Raw genomic sequence first — 23,180 nt, forward strand, 5'->3', positions numbered from 1 at the left:
TCGGGCAGGCCATACGGTGGGGGAACCGAGGCCCTCCACTTGTAGGTAACACCTACCGCGCGCTCCGCGCGCGAAGGACGCGCTCCGCGCGAGAGACCGCGCGACGCGCGGAAAAGCGAAAGGCACCGCCTGTGTGGGCGGTGCCTTTCAGCTATCAGCTATGAGCCTGGTTTCAGTTCTCGAAGACCTTGCGCCACGACTCGACGGACGTCAACTCCGGCAGGGCATCCCGGTACACCTGCTTGAGCCTGGGCCACTCCTGCCCCAGCCGCCGGTAGTTCCGCACCGCCCGGGCCATCAGCTTGCGGAATTCCTTCGGGTCGCGCTTGCGGAAAGCCACCCCGCTGCCGTCGGCGTTGGAGACCGTCGCGCTGTCGAGGTTGCCCAGCAGGAACCAGCGGGCGTTGGTGGCCGGCACGTTGATCTGCGGGCGTTCCGTGGTCGAGGCCTCGGGGGCGCGCAGGTTGTGGACCAGCGCCTTTGCCGCCTCTGCCGCGATGGTGGCGGGGTTGGTCGGCGGCTTGAGCATCGCCTCCGCGCGCACCATGTCGAACGTGGGCGGCGGGAACTCGCGGGCCGAGGGCAGGACCTGGGCGTCCGGGTATGAGCGGCGCAGGGCCTGGATTTCCGGCAGTGCCGTGCGCAGGGAGTCGAACAGGCGTGACGGGCCGGCCATGAAGTCCTCTAGGGCCTTCTGCTGCACCGCGACCGTCGAGTACTCCATCGACAGCAGGTGGCGCAGGGTCAGCTTCATACCCTGCTTGACCAGCGTCGATCGGATGTCGTACGGGCTGTGCAGGGCCGCCATCACCAGGCGGTTGCGGGTGTGGAAGTACGCCTGCCAGTCCGTGGCGTCGTTCTTGTCGGTCCACGGCATGTGCCACACCGCCGAGCCCGGCAGGGAGACCGTCGGGAAGCCGTTCTCCAGGGCCCTCAGCGAGTACTCGGCGTCGTCCCACTTGATGAACAGCGGCAGCGGGTAGCCGGTGCGTTGCACGACCTCGCGGGGGAACAGGCACATCCACCAGCCGTTGTAGGTGGCGTTGATGCGCAGGTGCAGTTCCTCGGTCTCGCGCAGCGACTCCTCGCCGAAGTCGTGGTCGGTGACCGCGCCGGGGGCGGGGCGCCAGTAGCCCGAGGCCAGGTCCACGACCTCGCCCATGCTGTGCAGGCGGGCGCGGGCCTGGAGGTTGAGCATGTGGCTGCCGACGATGACCGGCTGGGCCGCCGCGCGGGCGAACGCGTTGGAGCGCAGGACCGCGTCCGGTTCCAGGCGGATGTCGTCGTCCATGAGCATGATCTGCTCGACCTCGGTGTGCTCGATCGCCTCGTACAGGCCGCGGGTGAAGCCGCCGGACCCGCCCAGGTTGTCCTGCTCGATGACCTCCAGTTTGTCGCCGAGCAGCTTCACCGCCTCGGCGTAGCCCTCGGTGTCGCGCACCTTGACCGCGCCCTGGTCGGCGACGAAGACCTTGTGCACCACGTCAAGCACGGACGGGTCCTCGCCCAGCGCGCGCAGGGCGATCACGGCGTCCACCGGGCGCATGGTGGTCATGCCGATGGCGACCCGCTGCGCGGGGAGGTCGAGGTCCGTGGTCCAGGCCGCCTCGTCGATCTCCAGCGAGGAGTCGTCGGTGAAGATGTCGAACCAGATCCAGCCGCCGTCCTCGAACGGCTTGAGGCCGACCCGGAACTCGACCTCCGCCCAGTCACCGGTCGCGCGGACGGGTCGCCCGTCCAGGTGAATGGGGTCGCCGTTGGGCTTGGACCGGTAGACGTCCACCCGGCCGGAGCCGCGCACGCGCATCCGCAGCACGACCTCGTCCACCACGGTCCACCGCTTCCAGTAGGACGCGGGGAACGCGTTGAAGTAGGAAGCGAACGACACCTTGGCCGACGCGGGGACGGTCACCGACCGGCGCGACGACACGTGCGAGTGCACGTTCTCCGGCTCGTCCAGGTAGAGCGGGCGGACGTCCAACGGGTCCTCGTCCCGCGGCAGGATGATCCGCTGGAGCACCTTGCCCGGGTCGATACCGCCACTGGAGCTGTGCTCGGTCACGTGCATTCCTCCGGCGAACCCCTCTGACGTGGTTCGAGTCGCGTGCGGACGACCACCTCGGCGGGCGGCCCGTGTCCTTGTTGGTGGTGAAACGACCATACCGCGTCGTCGCGGAACGGCGACGCGGCGCGGTCCGGCGTCAGGTCAGTCCAGGCTGCCGTCGAGCGGCGTGCCGTCGGTCAGGTGCGGCGCGATCTTGTTGTCGAACACGGTCAGCGCCGACCCGATCGCCATGTGCATGTCGAGGTACTTGTAGGTGCCCAACCGGCCGCCGAACAGCACGTTCCGCTCGGCCGCCTCGCGCTTGGCCAGCTCGCGGTAGTGCTCGAGCTTGGCGCGGTCGTCGGCGGTGTTGATCGGGTAGTACGGCTCGTCGTCCTCCTTGGCGAACCGGGAGAACTCGCGCACGATGACCGTCTTGTCGTTCGGGTACTCCCGCTCCGGGTGGAAGTGCCGGAACTCGTGGATGCGGGTGAACGGCACGTCCGCGTCGTTGTAGTTCATCACCGGGGTGCCCTGGAAGTCGCCGGTCGGCAGCACCTCCTGCTCGAAGTCCAGGGTGCGCCAGCCCAGCCGGCCCTCGGAGTAGTCGAAGTACCGGTCCACGGGGCCGGTGTAGACGACGGGGGTGCCCTCCGGGATCTCGTCCTTGACGTCGAAGAAGTCGACGTTCAGGCGGACCTCGATGTTCGGGTGGTCGGCCATGTTCTTCAGCCACGCCGTGTAGCCGTCCTTGGGGAGGCCCTCGTACGTGTCGTTGAAGTACCGGTTGTCGAACGTGTAGCGGACCGGGAGCCGGCTGATGACCGCGGCCGGCAGCTCCTTGGGGTCGGTCTGCCACTGCTTCGCGGTGTAGTCGCGCACGAACGCCTCGTAGAGGGGGCGGCCGATCAGCGAGATCGCCTTCTCCTCCAGGTTGGTGGCGTCCTTGGAGTCGATCTCGGAGGCCTGCTCGGCGACCCAGGCGCGGGCCTCGTCGGGGGACAGGTACCGGCCGAGGAACTGGGTGATCAGGCCCAGACCCATCGGGAACTGGTAGGCCACGCCCTTGTGCATGGCGAACACCCGGTGCTGGTACCCGGTGAACTCGGTGAACTGGTTGACGTAGTCCCACACCCGCTTGTTGGAGGTGTGGAACAGGTGCGCCCCGTACCGGTGCACCTCGATCCCGGTCTCCGGCTCCGCCTCGGAGTAGGCGTTGCCACCGATGTGCTCGCGCCGTTCGAGCACCAGCACGCGCTTGTCCAACTGGCTGGCGGCACGCTCGGCGACGGTCAGGCCGTAGAAGCCGGAACCGACCACGATCAGGTCATATCCTGCGAAGCTCACGGCACCTGAGGGTACGGCAGTGACCGGGCGTGACACCGCCCACCCCCGGGCACCCCGACGTCGACTAGCGCTGCGCCTCGCGTGCGTCCACCAGTTCGCGGACCTCGGACTCGGCCCGTGCGACGCGTGCGGACAGCTCGCGTTTGGCGTCGTCCAGCTCGCACCTCAGCAGGGCGATCTCCTCCACCGTGGTGCGCACCTCCTCCTCCAAGTGGCCTACCTCGCTGCTGAGCTGGAGCACCACGAACAGCAGCACCACGGCCGCGACCGCGAAGAGGAAGTTGGCCGCCAACTGGACCCCGGTGAGCCCGGCGAGCCACGACGGCAAACCGGGCACCGCGCCGAACAGCACGACGCCGACGCCCACCAGCAACCACATGCCGGCGTACTTCTCGCGCAGCTTGCGCCGGCGCATCATCTCGATGACGACCAGCAGCACCACCACGGCCAGCAGGACCGCGAACACCCGCCACTGCGGCATGGGACCGACCTCCTAGGCGGTTTTCGCGGGCTTGCCGCGCATCAGGGCCAACAGGAGCGCGAGCGCCGCCCGCACGAGGTACACGGCCGACTTCACCGGCGAGGTGCTCGGCGTGCCGGTGGTGCGCATGCGCATCGCCACCGGGACCTGGCGGACTTGCAGACCCGCGCGCACGGCCATGACCAGGGACTCCAGCGTGTCGCCGAGGTACTCGGCCGGGTAGTGCCGGGCGAACAGCTGCACAGCGCGCGGACCTGCGGCTTTGAAGCCGGACGTGACGTCGGTGAGCTTCTGGCCGGAGATCCAGGACAGCACGACCGAGAAGACCTTCATGGCCCAGCGGCGGGGGCCGCGGGCCTTGTAGTCGCCCTTGCCCGCGAACCGGGCGCCGATGACCAGGTCGGCGCGGTCGAGCTCGCGCAGCAGGTCGGGCACCTCGGCGGGGTTGTGCTGGCCGTCGGCGTCGACCTGCACGACGATGTCGTAGCCGTGGCGCACGGCGTACCGGAAGCCGGTGCGCATCGCCCCGCCGACGCCGAGGTTCACCGCGAGCCGGGCCACCTGGGCGCCCGCCTCCCGGGCGCGCGCGCTCGTGCGGTCGGTGGACCCGTCGTCCACGACCAGCACCGCCGCCTCGGGCAGCTCGGCCATCACCTCGGCGACGATCTTGTCGATGTTGTGTTCTTCGTTCAGCGCCGGGAGTACGACCAGCACTCGACGCAGGTCGACCGAGTCAGACACGCCGAAGAGCCTAGTCGGCGGTCGGTCGGACGTCGGCACTGCGGTGCACCACGAGCGCCAGCGCGACCGCCGCGCCCACCGTGGGGGCGAGCACGAGGCCGAGCACGGCCCGGTCGACGGCGGCCCCCGGCCACAGCAGCAGCACGAACGCGCTGGTCGCGGCCACGACGGTCCACACCAGCAGGACCCGGTTGGCCTGGGCGCGGGCCACCAGGACGGCGGCCAGCAGCAGGGTCGCCCCCAGCAGCACCGACGACCACGCCAGCCCGGCGACGGCGGCGGGCTGGACGACGTAGTCCGGCCCGTACACCAGCCGCACGGCCCACGGCCCGACCAGCCAGCCGACCACCCCGCCCGCGGCGGCCACGGCCAGCGCCACCGCCGAGCCCTTGAGCAGCAGCGAACGCAGGCGGCGGCGCCCCTCCTCGTCCCGGGACAGCCGCACCACCGCGGGGACCGCCATCGTCTGGACCGGCGAGAGCAGCAGCAGCGGGAACCTGGCCACCACGACGGTCGCGAACAGCGCGCCCAGCGCCGGGTCGTCGCCCTGACCGACCAGCAGGTTCACCATCGCCGGGTAGCCGGTCAGCACGGACGCGGTGAGCGCCGCGCCCAGCATCAGCACCAGCACGCGGCGCACCACCACCGGCCACGCCTCGCCGTCGGCGCGGCGGTCCACCAGCCGCCCGGCGGGCGCGGCGAACAGCAGCCACGCGAACGACCCGCAGGCCACCGCGACGGCGAACGGCACCACCCCGGTCAGGCCCGCCACGACCAGCGCGGCGACCACGAGGATCCGGGCGAGGGCCTCGACGACGACGATCGCCCCGTACGGGCGAATCCGGTCGTGCCCGATCAGCAGCCCGCGCAACGCCACCTGCACGGCGAACCCGAGCCCGCCCGCGAGCGCGACCACGCCGAGCCACCGGTCACCGGAGAACAGCCGGTCGCCGACCGCGGGCACCAGGGTCACCAGGCCGGCGGCGAGCACGGCCACGCCACCCACGACCGCGGTGCGCACCGCCTGCCCGCCGGTGGGCTTGCCGTCCAGGGCCGCGTGCGCGGACAGCCGCGAGATCTCCTGCTCGATCGGCGCGACGGCCGCGCCGAACCCGAACACCACGCCCCAGAAGCCGCTGAACACGGTGAACTCGGCCGGGGTGAGCAGCCGGGCGCACACGATCTGCAAGAGGGTGCCCAGGCCGGTGGCGACCAGCAGGGCGACGCCGACCGTGCCCAGCGAGCGCCCGAGACCGCGCACCGGCGCGGTCACTTGCCCCAGCGCTTGCGCAGCGCCAGCGCGAGCCCGCGCACCACACCCGCGCCGAAGCAGGACGCGAACACCGGCAGCAGCCGAGCCACGGCCAGCGCCTGGGCCTTCGAGCCGCCGCACCGGCGCACCACCACACCGGCCGCCGCCGAACCGGCCCCGACCAGGGCCAACGCGGTCTTGGGCCGGCGCAGCAGCAGCCCGAGGGTCACGGCGCTCACGGCCGCCGCGCCGAACGCGGCGTTGCGCACCGGCCCCGGCGAGTCGAGGTAGCCGTCGACGAACGTGCTGCCGCGGAAGTAGGCGTGCCGCGTGAACTTCTCGAACGAGTCGCGGCTGTGGTAGAGCCCGTTGAACCCGGGCGAGAGGAAGATCGGCCCCTGCTCGGCGATGTGCCGCAGCATCCGGGTGTCGTCGCTGGCCAGGCGCACGTCGTCGTAGAGCGAGGAGAACGACGTGGCCGCCTTCTCCAACAGGTCGCGGGGCGCCAGGAACATCCCGGTGCCCTTCGGGTAGAGGTCGAAGTCCTCGGCGGTGAACGACGTCAGCCGCGGGTTCGCCAGGTACTTGCGCCAGCCCACGGCGACCAGGCCGGACATGAACGCCCCGTACGGGTTGGCGGGGTCGTCGGAGGCGACGTGGCCGTTCCAGACCGTCCGCTCCGGGTGCTCCGCGAGCTGTTCGCGCAGGTAGACCAGCGAGTCCTCGCCGAGCAGGACCCGGCTGTCCAGCAGCAGGACCAGGTCGCCGGTCGCCTTCCGGAGGCCCGCGAACCGCGCGGCGAACCGCCCGCCGTTGGGCTGGCTCACGACGGTCACGTCCAGCTCGGCGAGCCGGGCGGGCGTGTCGTCGGTGCTGCCGTCGTCGACCACGACGATCTCGGCGTCCCAGTCGGCGCGGGCCAGGGCCGTGCGCAGCGCGCCCACCGAGCGGCCGATCCAGTCGGGCTCGTTGTACACCGGGATGACAATGCTGAGGCTGGGGACGTCGGTCCGGCTCGTCACGCGCCCAGTATCCAGCTCGCCCGCCGGGTCGCCGGCGTCAGGGTGCGGCAGCCGCGTCCAGGTCCAGCTCGTACACCGAGACCGTCCCCGAGGTGAACCCGAGGGTCAGCCCGGGGAGCCCGTCCAGGTCGGCGAACCCGGGCGCCAGCGCGAACGACGGGCCGCCGACCCAGTTGTTCGGCGAGACCCCGGACCCGATGCCGGGCGCGATGGTGTCGACGTAGAGCCACCGCACGTTGAGGTCGCGCAGCGCCTTTCGGATCGCGGGGTCGTTCGGGTAGGTGTTGAAGCGGGCCATCAACTCGTACGTGTACGGGGCGAGGGGCGTGCCCAGCGAGTGGGTGTTGACGACCGGGATGCCCTTCTCGACGTACAGGAAGGTCGAACCGTCGTTGGCCGAGTTCAGCACCCGCTCGCCCGGCCGGACCCGTTCGGCGAGCCACGCGATGGCCTTCTCGTCGTCCGCGCCGACCCGCGTGAAGTGCGACCGGACGTACCGGGTCGCGAGGTACTCGGACTCCACGCTCGCGTAGTGCACGCCGGGCAGCGCCAGGTACAGCGCGCCGCCGACCACCGCGACCGCGACCACCGCGACCCGCGCACGGGCGCGCACGACCGGCGCCAGGCGGGCCAGCCACAGCACGACGCCGCACGCGGTGAGCACCACGCCCAGACCGGCCAGGACCGGCGCGAACAGCGACAGGTGCGACCAGATGCGCAGGTGCGCGTTGTAGAACAGGCCCGCCAGCTTCGTCTCCGGCCCGACACCCGGGCTGGTCGCGAACGCCACCTCGATCGCCAGCCAGGCGGCCCACGCCATCAGCGCACCCAGGCCGCGGCGGGTGACCAGGACCGCGACCACGCCGAGCATGGTCACCACGACGGCCGCGAACTGCGGGTAGCCCGCGTTCGCCGGGACCCACCCGGCGTAGACCAGGCCGATCGCGTTGCCGACCGCGCTGCTGAAGGTCTGCGGCGCGATGTCCGCCCCGAACTGCTGCGGGCCGCCGCTGACGGTGAGGACCTGCGCGAGCACCGGCAGGCCGACCACGACGGCGACCGCGCCCGCCCCGACCACCCGCGGCACGTCCCGCAGAACTCGGCGAGGTCCGCCGCGCACCAGCAGCTCGCCGACCAGCCAGGCGGCGAAGCTCACGCCGACCGAGGCGGCGGCGGTCGGGTGCACCGCGAGGATGCCCGCGCACCCCACGCCGAGCGGCACGATCGGCAGCCACCCCCGGCGGGGCAGGCTCAGCAGCGCCGCCAGCACGCCGGGGACGAGGACCAGGGCGGAGGCGTTGGCGAGGATGCCGCCCTCGTGCATGAGCGAGAACACCGGCCGGTACAGCCCGGCCGCGACCACCGCCGCGACACCGCCCGACAGGCTCGCCACCGACCGGCTCAACCGGCCGCGCCGGGCGGCCACGTAGGTGAGGGCGGCGACGGACGCCACCCAGGCGAAGGCCAGCACGACGACGGTCGTCGCGTTCAGCGCCACGACCGTGTTGCCCAGCAGCACGGCGGTCACGGCGGCGAGCAGGTGTACGCCCGACGGGTAGTAGGCGACGCCGCTGCCGGTCATGACGTCGGCGGGCATCAGCTGCCACGGCGCACCGTTGCCGCTGCGCTGGATGTACGCGGTCAGCATGTGGTGGATGATCAGGTCGTGCTCCTGGCCGACCGTGGCGAGCGACTCGCCGAGGCCGCCGAACCAGGAGCGGGCGCCCAACAGCATCGCGCCGACCAGCAGCAGGCCGCCCGCGATCTGGCCGACCCACGCGACACCCGGTGTCCGCCCGGAGACGCGCTCGTCCGAACGGCGGCGGCGGCGCACGGCCACCACCACGCCCGCGGCGACCAGCAACGCCGTCACCACGCCGAGCGTCACCGGACCGAAGCGCAGACCGACCACCGCGCACGCCGACGCGGTCAGCGTCGCGACACCCACGGAAGCCGGCACCGAGAAGCCCACGAACCACGCTCTTGCCCGCACGCCGAACGCGAACAGCAGGGACGCGCCCGGGAGCACGGCCACCGCCAGCGCCACGGCGAGCGCCACCAGGTCGGAGAGGGTCACCGGCTCACCCAACGGATCGGATCGTGCCTCATACCGGCCCCCCGGTGGCTCAAAGTGGCAAACCGGGCGCGATGCTAACCCGGTGCTCCATTAAGGATCGTTTCGTGCACGTGTCATCCCGGTGAAACCACCGGGAGGGTGTCACGGTGTCGTGGACCCGTCCGGCAGCACCTCGTAGATCGTCGCACCGGGGTTCTGGAACACCTTCCGGAGGTGCTGCACGGAGTCCAAGCGGACCATGCCCTTGGACCGTTCGCCCTTGCGCTGCACCATGCCCTCGCCGTAGAGGACGTACCGGATGCGCATGCGGTCGACCAGTTCCCGCACCTTGGGGTCGGTGTCGAGCTTGTTGAGGTTCTGCTCCAGCCACCAGCCGTCGCTGTTCTCCGGCAGGCCGTAGTAGGTGTAGTTCAGCGGCTTCACCCCGGCCAGCGGGTACATCCAGACGCCGCCGTCCCGCACGTCGTTGGCCACCACGTCGTCCGGTCCCACGTGCTCGCCGAGCCACCGGTACGCCGCGACCTCGTCGCGGCTGACGACCTCGCCCTCGCCCATGTGCCAGGCCAGCCGTGCCTGGTTCTTCGCGAGGTTGCCGCCGCTGCCCACCGCCATGACCGCGACCAGCAGGAACGCCCCCGCGACCGGGAGCACGGCCGGCGCCCACGGCTTGCCCAGCCGAGGAGCGGCCAGCGCCGCCGCCCGCGTGCCGAGGAAGTGCGCCAGCTCGCCGATCGCGACCGCGCCCAGCAGCGGGTACAGGGCGGCGATCCGCCAGGCGTCGTTGTAGAACGGGCCGGTCAGCACCGACAGGAACGGCAGCACCTTCGCCGCCGCCGACACGAACATCACCACGAACACGGCCCACGCGGCGACCACCCACACCAGGCGGCGGCGGAACAGCAGGACGATCGTGCCGGCCAGCGCGGCGAAGCCCGTCCACCAGAACGGCGTGGGGTCGGCGGCGGAGAACACCAGGGCCTGCCGCAAAGCCGGGACCGGCTTGAACAGCTCCGGCCACTCGGCGCCGGTGATGCCGCCGACGTTGGACAGCGCGGGCAGCACCACGGGCACCGCGAACAGCACCGCCAGCGCCGCCGTGAGCACCAGCGGGAACCGCGCCGCTCGCCAGTCCACCCGCTCCAGCTTGACCAGCAGCGCCACCAGCAGCATCACGCCGTAGATCGCCAGCACGAACGACAAGCTGGTGTGCAGACCGACCAGACCGGCCGTGGTGAGGGCGAGCGCGACCGGCGCGCCGATGCCGCGACGACCGTCCAGGACCTCCCGCAGCAGCGCCAGCGCGGCGGGGACGAGCGCGAGACCCGCCACGTACGGCCACAACGGACCGCGCCACAGCAGGTCGTACGGGAAGGGGCCGAACCACGTGGACACCAGCGCCGCCACCGCGACGCCCAGCGCCGGCAGCCGCCACGCCAGGCCGAACGCGGCGATGCCCAGCGGCCACGCGACCAGCGACGCCATCACGCCGTAGTTCAGCAGAGCCGCCATGTCGACCCAGCCGGTGTCGAACACGCTCGCGAGCAGCGAGTGGTAGGTGTTCGGGTAGAAGTAGCCGGCCTTGCCGGGCGTGTTCGCCAGCACCGCCAGGTCGGCCGGGGACAGGTCGCCGACCTCGGCGATCCGGCGGACCGCGCCACCGTGGTAGGGCGCGTCCCAGTCCTGGCTCACGGCCTGCACGGTCGTGATGCCGCGCATGTAGGTGAACAGCGCCCACCCGGCCCCGAGCGCCACACCCACACCGACCAGCACGTGGTCACGGGTGGTGAGCCGCTTCTCCTCGACCTCCGCGACCCGCGGCGCGCGCCGGTGCACCAGCCACGTCGCGACGGCGGCCAGCACGACGAGGAAGGCCGCCCACAGCAACGCCGTCGGGATCGTCCACCGCACACCGGTCCTCGGCAGCACCACGACGGCCAGGGACACCATGCCGAACGTCAGCGCGGGCGCCGCGGCGGCCAGTGTCCACCCGCGCAACCGCAGCGCGAGGCCCAGCGCGAGGCCGGGCGCCCAGAAGGCCAGGAGGACCAAGGCGATCATCTTCGGTTAACCTGCCGTGCTTCCAGGGGAGGGGTGACTCACGAGGTCCGGCCGGCGGCCGACTTCGCACGCACGGCCGCCACCGCGCGGTGGGAGGGCAGGATGGACGCGCGCTCGGCGTCGGCGTCCACGCGGCCCTCGATCAGGTCGAGGAACCGGTCGAGCTGGGTCGCCAGCGGCTCGCGGGCGGTGACCAGCTCCGGGATCTCGATGATCGCCTGCTGCCGGTAGCCGCGGCCGTCGGGCGTGGCCGCGTCCTGCGACACGTGGTGGTAGATCGTGATGTTGCGGGTGAGCAGGTCGACCTCGATCAGCCGGTCCAGCTCGGTGATGGACAGCGAGCGGATCTTGCGCTGCCCGATGCGGCTGGCCGACACCGACGCGATCGCGCCGGACGGGAAGGTCAGCAGGGTGTTCACCACGTCCTCGGCGCCGGGCACCGAATCCGGGTGGAACTGGCCGACACCCGCGGAGAACCCGTGCGGCTCGGCGCCGCCCATGCAGCGGATCGCCAGGTCGACGTCGTGCACCAGCAGGTCCCACGCGACACCGGTGCGGATGCGCGGCGCGTACGGCGAGTGCCGGATCGCGGACACGTACACCGGCTCGGTGATCAGCTCCAGCGCGGTCATGACCGCCGGGTTGTAGCGCTCCAGCAGACCGCACATGACCGGCAGGCCCAGCTTCTCCGAGAGCGCCAGCACCTCCTCGGTCTCCGCCAGGTCCGCGCACACCGGCTTCTCCACCAGCAGCGGCTTGCCCTGGTTGAGGACCTCCAGCGCCAACGGGAAGTGCGACTCCGTCGCGGAGGCCACGATCACGGCGTCCACGTCGGACAGGTCGCCGATCTCCGGCGTCCACCGCGCGCCGTAGTTGTCGGCGACCCGCTTGCCGACGTCCTCCCGCGGGTCGACCACGCGGGTCAACTCGCAGCGCTCGCTCTGGCTGGTGACGCGGGCGTGCAGGGAACCCATCGAGCCCACGCCGACGAGGGCGACCTTCGGGGTCATGCGCCCAACACCTCGCGCACAGCGCCGATGATCGTGTCGAGCTCGGCATCGGTCAGCTTCGGGTGCACCGGCAACGACAACGCCTGCCGCGCCACCCGCTCGGCCACCGGCACCTCGCTCGCCACGACGTTCGGGTTGTCCCGGTAGCAGTCGTAGTCGAAGACCGTCTTGGGGTAGTAGATGCCGTTGCCGATGCCCTTCTCGGTCAGCTTCGCGGCGAACTCGTCGCGGCTGGCGGGGGCGTCGTCGGTGATCAGCACGGTGTACTGGTGCCACACGTGGGTCCGGCCGGGCAGGACGCGCGGCGTGCGCAGCCCCTTGACGCCGTCCAGGCCCTTGGTGAGCGCCTCGGCGTTGCGCTGGCGGGCCTCGGTGATGGTCGGGAGCTGCTCCAGCTGCGGGATGCCGATCGCCGCGTGCACGTCGGTCATGCGGTAGTTGTGGCCCGCGACCTCGTACTGGTAGCGCTGCCGCATGCCCTGGTTGCGCAGGACGCGCAGCCGGTCGGCGAGGGTGTCGTCGGCGGTGGTGATCACGCCGCCCTCGGCCGTGGTGATGTTCTTGGTGGCGTAGAGGGAGAAGCAGCCCAGGCCGTAGCTGCCGGCCGGACGCCCCTCGAAGGTCGCGCCGACGGCCTGCGCGGCGTCCTCGACCAGCGCGAGCCCGTGCTCCTCGGCCAGCGGTACCAAGCGGCCCATGTCGGCCATCTGCCCGTAGAGGTGCACCGGCATGAGCACCTTGGTGCGCGGCGTGAGCGCCGCAGCCACCTTCGCCGGGTCGAGGTTGAAGTCCTCGTCGGAGATGTCGGCGAACCGCGCCGTGGCCCCGGCCTCCAGGATCGCGTTCAACGTGGCGACGAAGGTGAACGGCGAGGTCACCACCTCGTCGCCGGGCTGGAGGTCCAACACCTGGAGGGAAGCGACCAACGCGGTGGTGCCGTTGTTCACGGCCACCGCGTGCGGCACACCGGCGACACCACTGAAGGCGTCCTCGAACCGCTTGACCATCGGCCCCTGGGCGATCGCCCCGGAACGCAGCACCTGGACCACGAGGTCCTCGGCCGCGGCCACGTCAACGACAGTGATGGGGATCATGCAGCAGTCTCTCCGCCTTCGAACGCCTGGCTACGGTGCCTTCGGCCGGCAACGCGGGGCACCACGCTACCTGCCGCGACGCCCCCGACCCGCCACGGGTCACCACGCCCGATGTGACGAAGACGTCACCGCCGTGTGAAAACCTCGTGTGGAACGGTTCAGAACCACCGCTCCAAGACCAGGGCCACACCGTCCTCGGAATTCGGGGCCGTGACCTCGTCGGCGACGGCCTTGGCGTCCGGGTGCGCGTTCGCCATAGCCACCCCGTGACCGGCCCAGGTCAGCATCTCGATGTCGTTGGGCATGTCCCCGAACGCGACCACCTCGGCGGCGGGCACGCCCAACCGCTCGGCCACGTCGGCCAACCCCGTCACCTTGGTCACACCCGGCGCGGACAACTCGATCAGGCCCATAGTCGTGGAGAACGTCACATCCACCTGCCCGTCCAGCACCAGAGCAGCAGCCTCGGCCATCTCGGCGCTGGTCATGTCGCGGTGCCGGGCGAGGATCTTGACCACCGGCGTGGTGAGCATCCCCGCGCGGTCGCCGTTCGGCTCCGGGCCCTCGGGCCACGGGTGGGTGTAGCTGTCCTCGGCGATGAACTGGGGCACGGTGTCGTCGAAAGCCGTCCGGCCGGTCCGCTCCACCGCGAACGCGATGCCGGGCAGCACCCGGTCCAGTTCGCCCATGACGTCGCGGACCAGCAGCGGGGCGAGGGTGCGCTGCCACAGCACGCGGTCCTGCCCCAGGTGGTACAGCACGGCGCCGTTCGCGCACACCGCGTAACCGTCGAGGTCCGCCTGTTGGGCGATTTCGGGCACCCAGCGGGGTGGGCGACCCGTGGCCAGCACGAACGGCACGCCCGCCGCCACCACCCGCCGCACCGCCTCCGCGGTGCGCTCGGTCACCCCGTGCAGGGGGCTGAGCAGGGTTCCGTCGACGTCCGAGGCCACGAGTCCAGGTCTTTCCACACCACCGATGATGCCTGGTCCCGCCATGACCGGTGGGCGAACACCTGGCTACCGTACGAGGCGTGCGCACCGGCATCGTCATCCTCCCCGAACACCGCTGGTGGTTCGCCGAGCCCAAGTGGAGGGCAGCCGAGGAGTACGGCTTCCACCACGCCTGGACCTACGACCACCTGGCGTGGCGCACGCTCGCGGACGGACCGTGGTTCGGCGCGGTGCCCACGCTGACCGCCGCCGCGATGGTGACGGAGCGCATCCGGCTGGGCACTTTCGTGGCGAGCCCCACGTTCCGGCACCCCGTGCCGTTCGCGCGCGAGCTGCTCGCGCTGGACGACATCTCCGACGGCCGGCTGACCGTCGGCATCGGCGCGGGTGGCGGTGACGGGTACGACCACCAGGCGCTGGGGCAGGAGGCCCCGCCCCGCCGGGCGGAGCGGTTCGGCGAGTTCGTCGAGCTGCTGGACAAGCTGCTGACCAGGGACCGGACCACGTACGAGGGCAAGCACTTCTCGGCCGTGGACGCGCGCAGCTACCCCGGCCCGGTGCAGCGGCCCCGCCCGCCCTTCCTGATCGCGGCCAACGGGCCGAAGGCGATGGCCGTCGCCGCCCGGCACGGGCAGGGCTGGGTGACGTCCGGCACTGAAGACGACGACCTCGACGCCTGGTGGCGCGGGGTGGCGGAGCTGGCGGCGCGGTTCACCGAGGTGCAGCACGAGCACGGCCGGCGCGTCGACCGGTACCTGAGCCTGGACTCGGCCCCCGTGTACTCGCTGACCAGCGTGGAGACCTTCCGCGACGCCGTGGGCCGGGCCGAGGAGCTCGGGTTCACCGACGTGGTCGTGCACTGGCCCCGGCACGACGGCGTGTACGCGGGACGGGAGAGCGTGCTCGAAGAGGTCGCCTCCGACGTCCTGCCGGCGCTGGGGTAACGCCGTGTCGCACCGAGCCGATGCACCGCCCGTGCGGCACATCGTGGTCATCGGCGGCGGGATCGTCGGCCTGGCAGTGGCGAACGAGCTGGTCACCAGGGGTGACCGGGTCACGGTCCTGGAGAAGGAGGACCGCTGGGCCGCCCACCAGACCGGGCACAACAGCAACGTCGTGCACGCCGGCCTGTACTACAAGCCGGGGTCGCTGAAGGCGCGGATGTCCGTGGCCGGCAACCGGTCCATGATCGAGTTCGCCCGGCGCAACGACGTGCCCGTGGAGGTGTGCGGCAAGCTCGTCGTGGCCACCTCGACCGACGAACTGCCCCGGCTGCACGCCCTCGCGGAACGCGCCGAGGCCAACGGCGTGCCCGCGAAGCTGATCACCGCCGCCGAGGCACGGGACTACGAGCCCGAGGTGGCGTGCGTCGAGGCGCTGCGCGTGGAGAGCACCGGCATCATCGACTTCCCGGCCGTCTGCGCGGCGCTCGTGCGCCGACTGGAGGGCCAGGACCTGCGGCTTTCCACGCCGGCACTGGCCATCCGACCCGGTCGGGGCGGCGGTGTCGAGGTGGCGACCCCGTCCGGCGTGGTGCGGGCGGACGTGCTGGTCAACTGCGCCGGCCTGCACAGCGACCGGATCGCCCGGATGGCGGGCCTCGCGCCGGCCGCGCGGATCGTGCCGTTCCGGGGCGAGTACTTCGAGCTGAGGCGGACGTCGCTGGTGCGCGGGCTGATCTACCCGGTGCCGGACCCGACGCTGCCGTTCCTGGGCGTGCACCTGACCCGGATGCTCGACGGCAGCGTGCACTGCGGCCCGAACGCGGTGCTGGCGCTGCGCCGCGAGGGCTACCGGTGGCGGGACTTCTCCGGCCGGGACGTGGCCGAGGTGGCGCGGTTCCCCGGCACGTGGCGGCTGGCCCGGCGGTACGCGCGGACCGGCCTGGACGAGGTGCTGCGGTCGTTCTCGCGCAAGCGGTTCGCCGCGAGCCTGGCCCGCCTGGTGCCCGCGGTGCGGGAGGACGACCTGGTGCCCGCGTCGGCCGGCGTGCGGGCGCAGGCGATGCTCCCGGACGGGTCGCTGGTGGACGACTTCCTGGTCGAAACAGCCCCCGGTCAGGTGCACGTCCTCAACGCGCCGTCGCCCGCCGCGACCGGATCTCTGGAGATCGCGAAGCACGTCGCCGACCTGACGCGCTGACCGCCGGACGTCGGCCCACCGGTACTCTGTCCAGCCGTGATCTCCTTCATCCTCGGCACCACCGCGGAACTGATCAAGATCGCTCCGGTCTTCCACGCGATCTCGGAGCGGGGCACCAAGCCGCAGATCTGGTTCACCGCGCAGCACGTCGACCACGTCGCCGAGACGCTGGACGACCTGCGGCTGCCCGAGCCCGCCGTGTGGCTCGTGCCGAAGGAGCAGGCGGTCCACATCGAGCGCCCGGCGCAGGTCCCCGGCTGGGCGGCGACGGTCCTGCGCACCGCGTGGACCCGCCGCGACGAACTCCGCTCGATCCTCACCGACGACGGCCGCCCGCCGCTGGTCATGGTGCACGGCGACACCTTCACCACCCCGTACGGCGCGTTGATCGGCAAGCGCATCCTCAAGGCCCGCGTGGCGCACGTCGAGGCCGGGTGCCGCTCGGGCAGCCTGCTGTCCCCGCTGCCCGAGGAGATCAACCGCAAGCTCGCCGCGAAGATCGTGGACCTGCACTTCGCGCCCACCGCGCGCGAGGCGCACAACCTGCGCAGCGCGCGCGGGGCCGTGGTGAACACCGGCGCCAACACCGCCATCGACGCCATGCGCCTGGCGATCGACGCGGAGCCCACCTTCGAGCTGCCCGCCGAGTTCGGCCTGGCGACGCTGCACCGCTTCGAGCTGGTCTCCCGCGCCGACAAGTACCGCGAGGCGCTGGAGCTGCTGAAGAAGGCCAGCGCGCGGATGCCGATCCTGTACCTGGCGGGTCCGCCGGAGCAGGACCGGATCAAGCAGTACGGCCTGGAGCACCTGTTCGACAACGAGCGGTTCATCCTCAAGCCGAAGCTGCGCTACCTGTCGTTCCTGCCGATCATGGCGCGGGCGAAGTTCGTCGTCACCGACTCCGGCGGCCTCCAGGCCGAGTGCGACTACCTGGGCGTGCCGTGCGCGATCCACCGCGAGCGCACCGAGGGCGCGACCGGCCCCGGCACCGCGGTGGTGCTGACCGGGATGGACGGCGGCAAGCTGGAGTCGTTCCTGGACGACTACGAGTCGTACCGGACGCCGTCGAAGATGGACAAGTTCCACCCCAGCACGATCATCGCCGACACCCTGGCCCAGCTCGGCTACTGCTAGGACCCCGCCCGGCGGCGCGGTGTCAGGCCGCGCCGCCGCGAAGCGCCAGTCCCGCGCAGCCGCAGCGCGCCGGTTCCGCGCCGCAGGACGTCAGTGCCGGTCCGCCCACGCCTTGAGCAGGGCCGCGACCTCGTCCGGCAGGTCCGCGTCGTAGGAGTCGCGCTCGCCCAGCAGGTAGCCGGTGAGCTCCGCGACCGCCTCGTCGGTGCAGCCGCGCCGCTGGAGACCCACGGAGTTCACGCCGTGGACGCGCGCCGGCACGCCGTAGGCCTTGGTGAACGCCCCGATCTCCCGGGTCACCACCGACCCCATGCCGACCATCGCGCCCGGACCGACGCTGGTCCGCTGGTGCACCACCGTGCCCAGCCCCAGGTTTGCGCCCGACCAGATCCGGCAGTGCCCGGCGAGCTGGACCGCGCTGGTCAGCACCACCCCGTCGCCCACCACGCAGTCGTGGGCGACGTGCGAGCGGCCCATCAGGTAGCAGTCGTCGCCGACCCGCGTGGTCTCCACGTGCCCTTGGCTGACGCAGACGAACTCGCGGATCCGGTTGCGGCTGCCGATCACCACGCCCTCGCCGGCCAACTCGCCCTCCCACCCGGCCGGGTGGGGTGCGGCGACGTGCTCGGACGGGCCGCCGATGCTCGCGTGCGGACCGATGTAGTTGCCGTCACCGATGCGGGTCGGGCCGACGATCACCGTGAAGGGGCCGATGACGTTGTCGTCACCCAGTTCGACCCCGTCGCCGATGACCGCGGTCGGGTGGATCCGGTTCGCCATCGCTACCGTGGCGTCAGCACGTCGAGGCCCAGGAACGGGCGCAGCGCCTGCGGGACCGTGACCGAGCCGTCGGCGTTCTGGTGGTTCTCCAGGATCGCCACGATCCAGCGGGTGGTCGCCAGGGTGCCGTTCAGCGTGGCCACGATCTGCGGCTTGCCGTTCTCGTCCCGGTAGCGGGTGTTGAGCCGGCGGGCCTGGAAGGTGGTGCAGTTCGAGGTCGAGGTCAGCTCGCGGTACGCCTGCTGGGTCGGGACCCAGGCCTCGCAGTCGAACTTGCGGGCGGCGCTGGTGCCCAGGTCGCCGGCGGCCGTGTCGATGACCCGGTACGGGACCTCGATCTTGGCCAGCATCTCCTCTTCCCAGGCCAGCAGCCGGGCGTGCTCGGCCTCGGCGTCCTCGGGCTTGACGTAGGAGAACATCTCGACCTTGTTGAACTGGTGCACGCGGATGATGCCGCGGGTGTCCTTGCCGTACGACCCGGCCTCGCGGCGGTAGCACGACGACCAGCCCGCGTACCGCTTCTCGCCGTCGATGATCTCGTCGGCGTGGAAGCCCGCCAGCGGCACCTCCGACGTGCCGACCAGGTACAGGTCGTCGTCGCGCAGCCGGTAGACCTCGCTCGCGTGCGCGCCCAGGAAGCCGGTGCCGGCCATGATCTCCGGGCGGACCAGGGTGGGCGTGATGGCCAGCGTGAAGCCCGCGCGGGTGGCCTGGGCGACGGCCATGTTCAGCAGCGCCAGCTCCAGCTGGGCGAGCACGCCGGTGAGGAAGTAGAACCGCGAGCCCGACACCTTCGCGCCGCGCTCCATGTCGATGCCGCCCAGCCGGGTGCCCAGGTCCAGGTGGTCCAGCGGCTCGAAGTCGAACGCGCGGGGCTCGCCGACGTGCTTGAGCACCACGTAGTCGTCCTCGCCGCCGTGCGGGGCGTCCGGGTGGACCACGTTGGGGATCGAGCGGTGCAGCTGCTCCCGCTCGGCCTCGGCCTGCGCCTGCTCGGCCTCGGCGGCCTTGACCTCGGCGGCCAGCTCCTTGCCCTTGGCCAGCAGCGCCTCACGCTCCTCGCCGCGCGCCTTGCCGACCTGCTTGCCGAACGCCTTCTGCTCACCGCGCAACGCGTCGGCCCGGGCGATCGCGGCCCTCCGCCGCTCGTCGGCGGACAGCAGCGCGTCGACCACGGTCTCGTCCTCGCCACGCGCACGCTGCGACGCGCGGACGGCTTCCGGGTTCTCGCGCAGGGCCTTGAGGTCAATCACGAGGGCAAAGGGTAGACCTTGGCCGGTCACGGTCCCGAACCGATATCCCGATAGCATCGCCGGCATTCCCAGCGCGGCCGATCTGTGGAGGACCGCAAAGTGCGCATCGCCGTTGCCTATGACTGCCTGTTCCCGTGGTCCAAGGGCGGTGGCGAACGCCAGTACCGCCGGTTCGCCGAGGAGTTCGCCGCGGCCGGGCACGAGGTCACCTACCTGACCCGCCGGCAGTGGGACGGCGCGCCGCCCGAGCTCGACGGCATCAAGGTCGTCGAGATCAGCCACGACGACGGGCTCTACGACGACAACGGCGCCCGCACCCTCGGTCCCGCGATCAAGTACGCCAAGGGCCTGTTCTTCCACTTCCTGAAGAACCGGAAGTCCTACGACGCCGTGCTGGTGTCCGCGCTGCCCTCCACCAACGTCCCGGCCGTGCGGGCGGCGCTGGTGTTCTCCGGGGTCGCGGTCGGCGTGGACTTCCTGGAGGTGTGGCGGCCCGACCAGTGGCGCACCTACGCCGGGCCGGTGATCGGCCGGGTGGCGAGCACCCTCCAGTGGCTGGCGGCCAAGCTCAGCCCGTTCGCGTCCTGCCACTCGCGGATGAACGCCGGGCGGCTGGAGGCCGGTGGCCTGCGGTCGAAGGCCGTGGTCAGCCCCGGCCTGATCGACCCGCAGGGCGAAGTGGAGCCGACGCTGAGCGTGTCCGGCGCGCCGAACGTCGTCTTCGTGGGCCGGCACATCCCGGACAAGCGGGTCGAGGCGCTGCCCGCCGCCATCGCGGAGGCGCGCAAGACCGTCCCCGACCTGACGGCCACGATCTACGGCGAGGGGCCGTCGCGGGCCGCCGTGCTCGCGGAGATCGAGCGGCTGGGCCTGGCGGACGTGGTCAAGACGCCCGGGTTCGTCAGCCAGGAGGAGCTGGACGAGGGCATCCGCACGGCCGCCGTGCTGGTCAACCCGTCCCAGCGGGAGGGCTACGGCCTGGTCGTGGTCGAGGCGTGCGCGGTCGGGACGCCCGTGGTGCTGGTCGAGGCGGACGACAACGCGTCGGTCGAACTGGTGGAGAACGGCGTCAACGGCAAGGTCGCCGCGTCCACCTCCCCCGCCGACCTCGGCGGCGCGATCGCGGAGGTGGTGTCCGCGGGCGAGCCGCTGCGCAAGACCACCCACGCCTGGTACGCCGAGGTGAGCAGGACCAACACCATCCAGGCCGCCGCCCGCGGCATCCTGGACCGGCTGGTGGCGGCGGCGCGGAGGTAACACCCCGTGACCGGCCTACCATGACCCGCGTGCCTCTCCACATCGCCGTAGACCTCGTGTTCTTCACCGGCAAGAAGGGCGGCGCGGAAACGTACGTGCGGGGCGTGTTCCCGGCCCTGGCCGCCGCGCACGACGACCTGCGCTTCGTCGGGATCGGCAACCGGGAGCTGGCGGCCAACCCGCCGGACTGGTTCCCCGGCGAGATCGTGCCGCTGCCCGTGTCCGGGGAGAACCGGGTGCAGTGGGCGCTGGCCGAGGCGTTCGCGGTGGCGGTGAAGGCCAAGTCGATCAAGGCCGACCTGCTGCACTGCCCGGCGAACTTCGGCCCCTCGGTGCGGCTGCTGCCCACGTTGGTGTCGGTTCTGGACGTGCTGCCGATCAAGCACCCGGAGTGGGTGCCCGGCGGCCGGGCGAAGGCGGTGCAGCTGCTCAGCCGGGCCAGCGCGCGGGCCGCGACCCGCATCCACACGATCAGCGACGCGTCGGCGGACGACATCGTGGCGCTGCTGGGCCGGTCCCGGTCCGACATCGACATGATCCACCTCGGCGCGGACCAGGTGGAGCCCGGCAAGCGCGTCGAACGCGCCGGCCGCCCGTACGTGCTGACCGGCGGCAACCGGATGCCGCACAAGAACCACGGCCGGCTGCTGGAGGCGTGGGCGTCGATCCCCGCCGCCGAACGCCCGAGGCTGGTCGTCACCGGCAGCCACGGCGACGACCCGCTCGCGCCGCTGGTGCGCGACCTGGGCCTGGAGGACGACGTCGACCTGCACGGCTGGGTGACCGCCGAGGAGCTGGCCGACCTGTACGAGGGCGCGAGCGCCTACGTGTTCCCCACGCTGTTCGAGGGCTTCGGCCTGCCCGTGGTGGAGGCGATGGCACGCGGGTGCCCCGTGGTCGGCTCGGACATCCCGGTGCTGCGCGAGGTCGGCGGCGACGACATGGTCTACGTCGACCCGTACGACACGGCGTCCATCGCCGCCGGCGTGCGCAAGGTGGTGGCGGACCCGGTGCTGCGCGAGGCGCTGTCCGCGGCGGGCCTCAAGCGGGCCGCCCAGTTCACCTGGCAGCGCACCGCCGACGCGCACGCCGAGGTGTACCGGAAGATGGTCGCCCAGAAGACGGGCACACGGTGAGTGCCCGGCGCGAGGGGCTGGTAGTCCTCATCGCCAGCTTCGCGGGCCACGCGGGCAACTACCTGTTCTACCTGATCGCCGCGCGCATGGTGTCCCCCGGCGAGTTCGCCGCGATCTCGGCGATGATCTCGTTCGGCACCATCGTGCAGATGCCGGTCAACGGCATCCAGGTGGCCGCCGCGCGGGACGTGGCCGTGCTGAGGGCGTCCGGCACACCCGGCGAACTGTCCGGTTACCTGCGCCGGCTGGGCCGTCGCATGGGCCTGGTGAGCCTGGGCATCGCGATCGCCCTGTCCGGCCTGAGCCCGCTACTGGCCGAACGCCTCAACATCGGCGCCGCGCAGCCTTTGGTGTTCGCCGCCCTGTGGATGGCGTGGACGGCGATCCTGCTGGTCGTGACCGGTGTGGCACAGGGCGCGGAGCGCTTCCGGTACGTGGCGTTCGCACTGGCCGGCCCACTGGGCGCACTGCGCCCCCTGCTGCTGCCGGTGTTCGTGCTGATCGCCGGCATGTCCGGGTCGATGCTGGCCATGCTCGCCGCCGCCGTGATCGGCCTGGCCGTGATGCTGCCGCCGGTCGTGCGGGACATGAAGGTCCCCCCGACCACGCCACCCGCCATGCCCAGCACCGTGGTCACGATGATCGGCCTGCTGGCGTTCTCGTCCCTGACCAACGTGGACCTGCTGGTCGCACAGGCCACCCTGCCCGAGATCGAACGCGCCCACTACGCCGGTGCCGTCCTGCTGGGCAAGGTGGCACTGTTCGCGCCGTCCGCACTGGCGATGGTCCTGCTACCCCGCGCGGCAGCGGCACTGGAGCGCGGCGAACGGGCAGACGGCCTGGTCCTCAAGACGATGGGCCTGACCGCCGTGAGCGGTCTAGCCGTGGCCCTGGGCTTGTGGCTTGTGCCAACGTCCTTGCTGACCGCGACCTTCGGCCCGGCTTATGGGGCGTCCAAGCCACTGCTGGCTCCGTTGGCCCTGGTCATGACGGCGGCGGCGGTGCTGTGGGTGCACCTGATGTTCGCCATCGCCAAGAAGAGCAAGCTGATGATCGGCGGCCTGGTAGGAACGGCACTGGCGCACTGGGTCCTACTGGCGTTCCTGCACGACTCGGCCTGGCACATCATCCTGGCCTCGGGCATCGCCATCGGCGTGGCACTGATCGCCATCGAGATCGGCTCCAGCGACGGCGTAGTCCGCATGGCCCTAACCCACCGCCGCACCACCCGCGAAGCCACCCCCGCCCCAACCCCCTAGACGGAACCCCCGCAACCCCTCAGACCACCACCCCCACGGCGGCCTCTTCCGCGCGCAGCGCGGGCTCTTCGGCGGAGCCGGCAAGCGGCAGTCCACCGAGGAGGACACAGCGCAACTTGGGCTTCTTGCTTGTGTCATCC

General features: G+C 71.7%; 19 protein-coding genes. 6 read left to right on the forward strand and 13 right to left on the reverse strand.

All coding sequences use genetic code 11. The annotated features are described in order from the left end of the window. Nucleotides 1-172: 172 nt before the first annotated feature. The 11 genes from WBN91_RS31910 to WBN91_RS31960 form a co-directional block, all read right to left on the reverse strand. On the reverse strand, nucleotides 173-2,068 hold the full coding sequence (locus WBN91_RS31910; protein WP_443217836.1) for a glycosyltransferase: 1,896 nt from the start codon (nucleotides 2,066-2,068) through the stop codon (nucleotides 173-175). 138 nt (nucleotides 2,069-2,206) lie between these two features. Further along, nucleotides 2,207-3,391, reverse strand: a complete 1,185-nt coding sequence (gene glf, locus WBN91_RS31915; protein WP_337727969.1) for a UDP-galactopyranose mutase — start codon at nucleotides 3,389-3,391, stop codon at nucleotides 2,207-2,209. A 64-nt stretch (nucleotides 3,392-3,455) separates the two neighbouring features. Then, nucleotides 3,456-3,872 (reverse strand): DUF2304 domain-containing protein, encoded by a 417-nt coding sequence (locus WBN91_RS31920; protein ID WP_337727970.1) that lies wholly within the window; start codon nucleotides 3,870-3,872, stop codon nucleotides 3,456-3,458. A gap of 12 nt (nucleotides 3,873-3,884) precedes the next feature. Then, entirely contained in the window at nucleotides 3,885-4,613 is a 729-nt protein-coding gene (locus WBN91_RS31925; RefSeq protein ID WP_337727971.1) for a glycosyltransferase family 2 protein, read from the reverse strand. A 10-nt stretch (nucleotides 4,614-4,623) separates the two neighbouring features. Continuing rightward, nucleotides 4,624-5,886, reverse strand: a complete 1,263-nt coding sequence (locus tag WBN91_RS31930) for a hypothetical protein (protein WP_337727972.1) — start codon at nucleotides 5,884-5,886, stop codon at nucleotides 4,624-4,626. Next, nucleotides 5,883-6,887: a glycosyltransferase family 2 protein gene (locus tag WBN91_RS31935; protein WP_337727973.1), complete on the reverse strand. Its 1,005-nt coding sequence runs from the start codon at nucleotides 6,885-6,887 to the stop codon at nucleotides 5,883-5,885. Before WBN91_RS31935 ends, WBN91_RS31930 begins: the two co-directional genes overlap by 4 nt. Before the next feature lie 37 nt (nucleotides 6,888-6,924). After that, nucleotides 6,925-8,964, reverse strand: a complete 2,040-nt coding sequence (locus WBN91_RS31940) for a DUF6541 family protein (protein WP_337729424.1) — start codon at nucleotides 8,962-8,964, stop codon at nucleotides 6,925-6,927. Nucleotides 8,965-9,105: 141 nt separating this feature from the next. Then, a complete protein-coding gene (locus tag WBN91_RS31945) occupies nucleotides 9,106-11,022 on the reverse strand; it encodes a DUF6541 family protein (RefSeq protein ID WP_337727975.1) in 1,917 nt (638 codons plus the stop codon). Nucleotides 11,023-11,060: 38 nt separating this feature from the next. Further along, nucleotides 11,061-12,032 carry a Gfo/Idh/MocA family protein gene (locus tag WBN91_RS31950; protein WP_337727976.1) on the reverse strand — a complete coding sequence of 324 codons (972 nt, stop codon included), beginning with the start codon at nucleotides 12,030-12,032 and terminating at the stop codon, nucleotides 11,061-11,063. Next, nucleotides 12,029-13,126 (reverse strand): DegT/DnrJ/EryC1/StrS family aminotransferase, encoded by a 1,098-nt coding sequence (locus WBN91_RS31955; protein WP_337727977.1) that lies wholly within the window; start codon nucleotides 13,124-13,126, stop codon nucleotides 12,029-12,031. The genes WBN91_RS31950 and WBN91_RS31955 overlap by 4 nt, the downstream gene beginning before the upstream one ends. 158 nt (nucleotides 13,127-13,284) lie before the next feature. Beyond that, entirely contained in the window at nucleotides 13,285-14,097 is an 813-nt protein-coding gene (locus WBN91_RS31960; RefSeq protein ID WP_337727978.1) for an HAD family hydrolase, read from the reverse strand. A 62-nt stretch (nucleotides 14,098-14,159) separates the two neighbouring features. Here WBN91_RS31960 and WBN91_RS31965 point away from each other — a divergent pair, with 62 nt between their 5' ends. Genes WBN91_RS31965 through WBN91_RS31975 form a run of 3 tightly spaced genes read left to right on the forward strand, consistent with a single transcriptional unit; the run spans nucleotide 14,160 to nucleotide 17,355 of the window. Further along, nucleotides 14,160-15,023 (forward strand): LLM class flavin-dependent oxidoreductase, encoded by an 864-nt coding sequence (locus tag WBN91_RS31965; protein ID WP_337727979.1) that lies wholly within the window; start codon nucleotides 14,160-14,162, stop codon nucleotides 15,021-15,023. Between the two features lie 31 nt (nucleotides 15,024-15,054). After that, on the forward strand, nucleotides 15,055-16,221 hold the full coding sequence (lhgO, locus tag WBN91_RS31970) for an L-2-hydroxyglutarate oxidase (RefSeq protein WP_337727980.1): 1,167 nt from the start codon (nucleotides 15,055-15,057) through the stop codon (nucleotides 16,219-16,221). Nucleotides 16,222-16,257: 36 nt separating this feature from the next. Then, complete coding sequence (locus tag WBN91_RS31975; protein ID WP_337727981.1) at nucleotides 16,258-17,355, forward strand: UDP-N-acetylglucosamine 2-epimerase; 1,098 nt, start codon at nucleotides 16,258-16,260, stop codon at nucleotides 17,353-17,355. A 90-nt stretch (nucleotides 17,356-17,445) separates the two neighbouring features. Here WBN91_RS31975 and WBN91_RS31980 read toward each other — a convergent pair whose 3' ends face one another. Continuing rightward, on the reverse strand, nucleotides 17,446-18,135 hold the full coding sequence (locus WBN91_RS31980) for a UDP-N-acetylglucosamine acyltransferase (protein ID WP_337727982.1): 690 nt from the start codon (nucleotides 18,133-18,135) through the stop codon (nucleotides 17,446-17,448). 2 nt (nucleotides 18,136-18,137) lie between these two features. After that, on the reverse strand, nucleotides 18,138-19,388 hold the full coding sequence (serS, locus tag WBN91_RS31985; protein ID WP_337727983.1) for a serine--tRNA ligase: 1,251 nt from the start codon (nucleotides 19,386-19,388) through the stop codon (nucleotides 18,138-18,140). 99 nt (nucleotides 19,389-19,487) lie between these two features. Between serS and WBN91_RS31990 the strand changes: the two genes are divergently transcribed. Genes WBN91_RS31990 through WBN91_RS32000 form a run of 3 tightly spaced genes read left to right on the forward strand, consistent with a single transcriptional unit; the run spans nucleotide 19,488 to nucleotide 23,040 of the window. Next, nucleotides 19,488-20,645, forward strand: coding sequence for a glycosyltransferase family 4 protein (locus WBN91_RS31990; RefSeq protein WP_337727984.1), 1,158 nt, complete (start codon nucleotides 19,488-19,490; stop codon nucleotides 20,643-20,645). Nucleotides 20,646-20,674: 29 nt separating this feature from the next. Continuing rightward, entirely contained in the window at nucleotides 20,675-21,781 is a 1,107-nt protein-coding gene (locus WBN91_RS31995) for a glycosyltransferase family 4 protein (protein WP_337727985.1), read from the forward strand. Then, the gene (locus tag WBN91_RS32000; protein WP_337727986.1) at nucleotides 21,778-23,040 is read left to right on the forward strand and encodes a lipopolysaccharide biosynthesis protein; all 1,263 of its coding nucleotides are present in this window, start codon (nucleotides 21,778-21,780) and stop codon (nucleotides 23,038-23,040) included. The genes WBN91_RS31995 and WBN91_RS32000 overlap by 4 nt, the downstream gene beginning before the upstream one ends. Nucleotides 23,041-23,180: the final 140 nt, after the last annotated feature.

It is taken from the genome of Saccharothrix sp. CCNWYY140 (assembly GCF_037401995.1).
Lineage (GTDB): Bacteria > Actinomycetota > Actinomycetes > Mycobacteriales > Pseudonocardiaceae > Actinosynnema.